4 protein-coding genes are annotated in these 3,292 nt (G+C 70.9%); all 4 read right to left on the reverse strand.

Annotated features, from left to right (window positions below; all coding sequences use genetic code 11):
* Positions 1 to 677: translation initiation factor IF-2 N-terminal domain-containing protein (locus GU5_RS15415; RefSeq protein ID WP_010525666.1), on the reverse strand; the 677-nt coding region annotated here is incomplete at its 3' end.
* A gap of 145 nt (positions 678 to 822) precedes the next feature.
* Complete coding sequence (locus GU5_RS16840; protein ID WP_083830509.1) at positions 823 to 1,182, reverse strand: YlxR family protein; 360 nt, start codon at positions 1,180 to 1,182, stop codon at positions 823 to 825.
* An 85-nt stretch (positions 1,183 to 1,267) separates the two neighbouring features.
* The gene (nusA, locus tag GU5_RS0111235; RefSeq protein ID WP_029514231.1) at positions 1,268 to 2,260 is read right to left on the reverse strand and encodes a transcription termination factor NusA; all 993 of its coding nucleotides are present in this window, start codon (positions 2,258 to 2,260) and stop codon (positions 1,268 to 1,270) included.
* A 272-nt stretch (positions 2,261 to 2,532) separates the two neighbouring features.
* The gene (gene rimP, locus GU5_RS0111240; RefSeq protein ID WP_010525669.1) at positions 2,533 to 3,075 is read right to left on the reverse strand and encodes a ribosome maturation factor RimP; all 543 of its coding nucleotides are present in this window, start codon (positions 3,073 to 3,075) and stop codon (positions 2,533 to 2,535) included.
* Positions 3,076 to 3,292 lie beyond the last annotated feature (217 nt).

The raw sequence follows: 3,292 nt of genomic DNA on the forward strand, positions 1-3,292 counted from the left end.
TTGCCGCCGCCCTGACCGCCCTGACCGCCGCGGCCGCCTCCGCGACCGCCGCCGGCCGGACGCTGACCGCCGGAGCGCTCACCGCGCATGCCCTGCGGCGAGGAGAACGGGTTGTTCCCCGGCCGCGGGCCCGGCTTCGGCGGGCGCGGACCGGCGGAGCCGCCCGGCCGCGGAGCCGGTCGGTCGCCCGAGTCCATGCCCTGCGGGGAGGAGTACGGGTTGTTGCCCGGACGCGGGGATCCGGGCTTGGGGGCCGGCTTCGGCGCCGGCTTGGCACCGGGCTTCGGAGCCGAGGAGCTGGCCTGCGGCTTCTCCTCGGTCGTAGAGGCGGACTCGTCGGAGGCCGCCGGCGAAGGCTTCTCCGCAGGCTCCTCAGGAGCCTTCTCCGCGGGCTTCTCCGACTTCTGCGCGCCCGGCTTCGGAACCGGCTTGGGGCCGGGCTTCGGAGCCGAGGACGTCGACGCGGGGGCCTGCTGCGCGCCGGTCGAGGAGCCGGAGGCCGACTCCTGCTTCTTCTGGGCGTCCGGGAACGCGGAGCGAAGCTTCTTCGCCACCGGGGGCTCCACCGTCGAGGACGGGGACTTCACGAACTCGCCCATCTCCTGCAGTTTCGCAAGAGCATCTTTGGACGTGATGCCGAGCTCCTTGGCGAGCTCGTGTACGCGGGCCTTGGCCACATTTCTCCTTGTCTGGCCCGCGCGATGCCCCGCTGAGATCAGCGGGGCTGATGTCAGCGGATCATCGCACCGAGCCGTCGAACGTTCTGCGGTGCATGACGGAGTTACTCAGGTGGGTCATCACTGGGCACTCATCCGTCGGTGCTCATCGGGTATCCATCTCTCTGAACCCGCTTTCATCCGGTGTGTGCAGGGACATCGTTCCTCGCGCGGCGGCCTCGATCGTCTCGAAGTCCAGCCGTGCGACGCTGACCGGCCGGCGGAAGGCCCGATGGAAAGCCTTCCGTCGCATCGCCGCCTCGAAGCATCCGCGCTCCGGGTGCAGCCACGCGCCGCGGCCGGGGAGCCGGCGTGCGGCGTCGACGACCACCTCCGGGCCGGTCGGTCCGCCGGCGACGGTCTCGCCGTCGTCGGTCCGGACCTGCTCGGGGGCGAGCACCAGTCTCACGACATCTCCCTGATCCACCCGCCGGCGACAGCCGACGCATGTGCGGACAGGGACCATGACAGTCTACCCCCTCGTGGTGGTCAGGACAGAATCGATCGGGCGCGCCTCGTCGCCGGGACCTCGCCGGGCGGGGTCGGCGTGCTCAGACGCCGATGACCTCGTCGGGAGTGGTGCCCGCCTCGGAGATGATGTCGATCCGCCAGCCGGTGAGCTTCGCCGCCAGCCGGGCGTTCTGCCCCTCCTTCCCGATGGCCAGCGAGAGCTGATCGTCGGGCACGACCACGCGGGCCGAGCGGGCGTTCTCGTCGAGGATCGCCACCGAGTTGACCTTCGACGGCGACAGCGAGTTGCCGATGAACTCCGCCGAGTCGTCGTGGTGGTCGATGATGTCGATCTTCTCGTCGTTGAGCTCGGTCATCACTGCACGCACGCGCGAGCCCATCGCCCCGATGCAGGCGCCCTTGGCATTGATGCCCGGCTCGTCGGTGCGCACCGCGATCTTGGTGCGATGGCCGGCTTCGCGGGCGATGGAGGTGATCCGCACGGTGCCGTCGGCGATCTCCGGGACCTCGTGCTCGAAGAGCTTCTCCACCAGCCCCGGGTGGGAGCGCGAGAGGGTGATCGAGGGGCCCTTCATCCCGCGGTGGACGTCGACGACGTACGCGCGCAGCCGCGAACCGTGCGAGTAGTCCTCGCCGGGAACCTGCTCCTGCGGCGGGAGCACCGCCTCGACGGTGCCCAGGTCCACCTGGACCATGTTCGGGTTGCGCCCCTGCTGGACCAGTCCGGAGATGAGCTCGCCCTGGCGCCCCTTGAACTCGCCGAGCACCTGATCGTCCTCGGCGTCGCGCAGGCGCTGCATGATGACCTGTCGCGCCGTGGAGGCCGCGATCCGGCCGAAGTCCTTCGGCGTGTCGTCGAACTCGCCGAGCACGGTGCCGTCCTCGCCGAACTCCTTGGCCCAGATGGCGACGTGCCCGGTCGACTGGTCGATCTCGGCGCGGGCGTGCTTCAGCGCCCCGGGAGACTTGTGGTATGCGAGCACGAGAGCCTGCTCGATGGCGGGGATCAGCCTCTCCAGGGGGATGTCACGCTCTTTGACGAGCATGCGCAGGGCGCTCATATCGATATCCACTTGTGCCTCCAGTGTCCTCATGCCCCGGTTCTTCGCCCGGCTCGTGTGCTCAGGTGCTCGGTGCGGGTCGTCTTCCCGCAGTCCCGACCGCGTGCCGCCGGCGGAGCGGCGATGCTGTCGGCGTCGTGTCGATCGTGTCGTGGGTGGTGTCGTCGGTGGTGTCGTGCGTCGTGCGGGTCGCTGGTGTTCGTGCTGGCGCGGCGACCGCCGGAAGGGACGACGAAGCGGCCGACGGCGTCGTCGACCGCTGCATCGTCCCCGGCGGGACGCATCTACGTCTGGGAGAACTCTACCTGCACCCTGGCCCGGGTGATCGTCTCGTAGGCGATCTCCACCGGGTCGAGGTACTTCACCGGCATCCCCTTCTTCGGCGCCGGCTTCTGCTCGGCGACACGGATGCCGTCGTCGGTGACCTCCTCCAGGCGGGCGACGATGTCGGCCTCGCCGGTGCGCGAGATCTCCAGCAGCCGCCCGATGTTGCGCCGGTAGTGCCGCGGCTCGGCCAGCGGACGCGTGGCGCCCGGAGTGGTGACCTCGAGCTCGTAGTTCTCCACCTCGGCCATCAGGTCCTCGGAGTCCAGCACGGCGGAGAGCGCCTCGGACAGCCCGGCGACGGTGTCCAGGTCGACGGTCTCGGTCCCCTCGGCGTAGTCGACGGTGACCCGCAGGATCGTCGTCGGCCCGGAGGCGGCGAGCTCGATCTCCTCGAGGACCAGCCCGTGGGCGGTGATCGTGGGCTCCAGGCGCGGGGCCAGCTCGGCGGCTCGCGGGTCGCGGGCCTGCTCGTCGGCGCGGGCGCGGGGCGGAACGGCCATGGGTGCACTCCTCGGTCGGCGGGCCGGCCGACCAGGACGGTCGGCTCGGACATCGGTCCGTCCCGATTGTAGGCACGGCAGGGTGCGCCCGGGCGAGTCCGGACTCCGTCGTGCTGGTCACGGTCGGGGTGGCGGGGCGGGCCGGCGTCGGGGCGGGCCGTCACCAGGAACGCGCTGCCGTCGGCTAGCCACCGTCGACGAGCCCCGGACCGATCGA

The organism is Nesterenkonia sp. F, assembly GCF_000220985.1.
In the GTDB taxonomy this organism is placed as follows: domain Bacteria; phylum Actinomycetota; class Actinomycetes; order Actinomycetales; family Micrococcaceae; genus Nesterenkonia.

What these genes read in the sequence shown, in the direction of transcription:
- GU5_RS16840 (WP_083830509.1), bottom strand. Translation starts at nt 1,182, where the DNA reads ATGGTCCCTGTCCGCACATGCGTCGGCTGTCGCCGGCGGGTGGATCAG.
- rimP (WP_010525669.1), bottom strand. Translation starts at nt 3,075, where the DNA reads ATGGCCGTTCCGCCCCGCGCCCGCGCCGACGAGCAGGCCCGCGACCCG.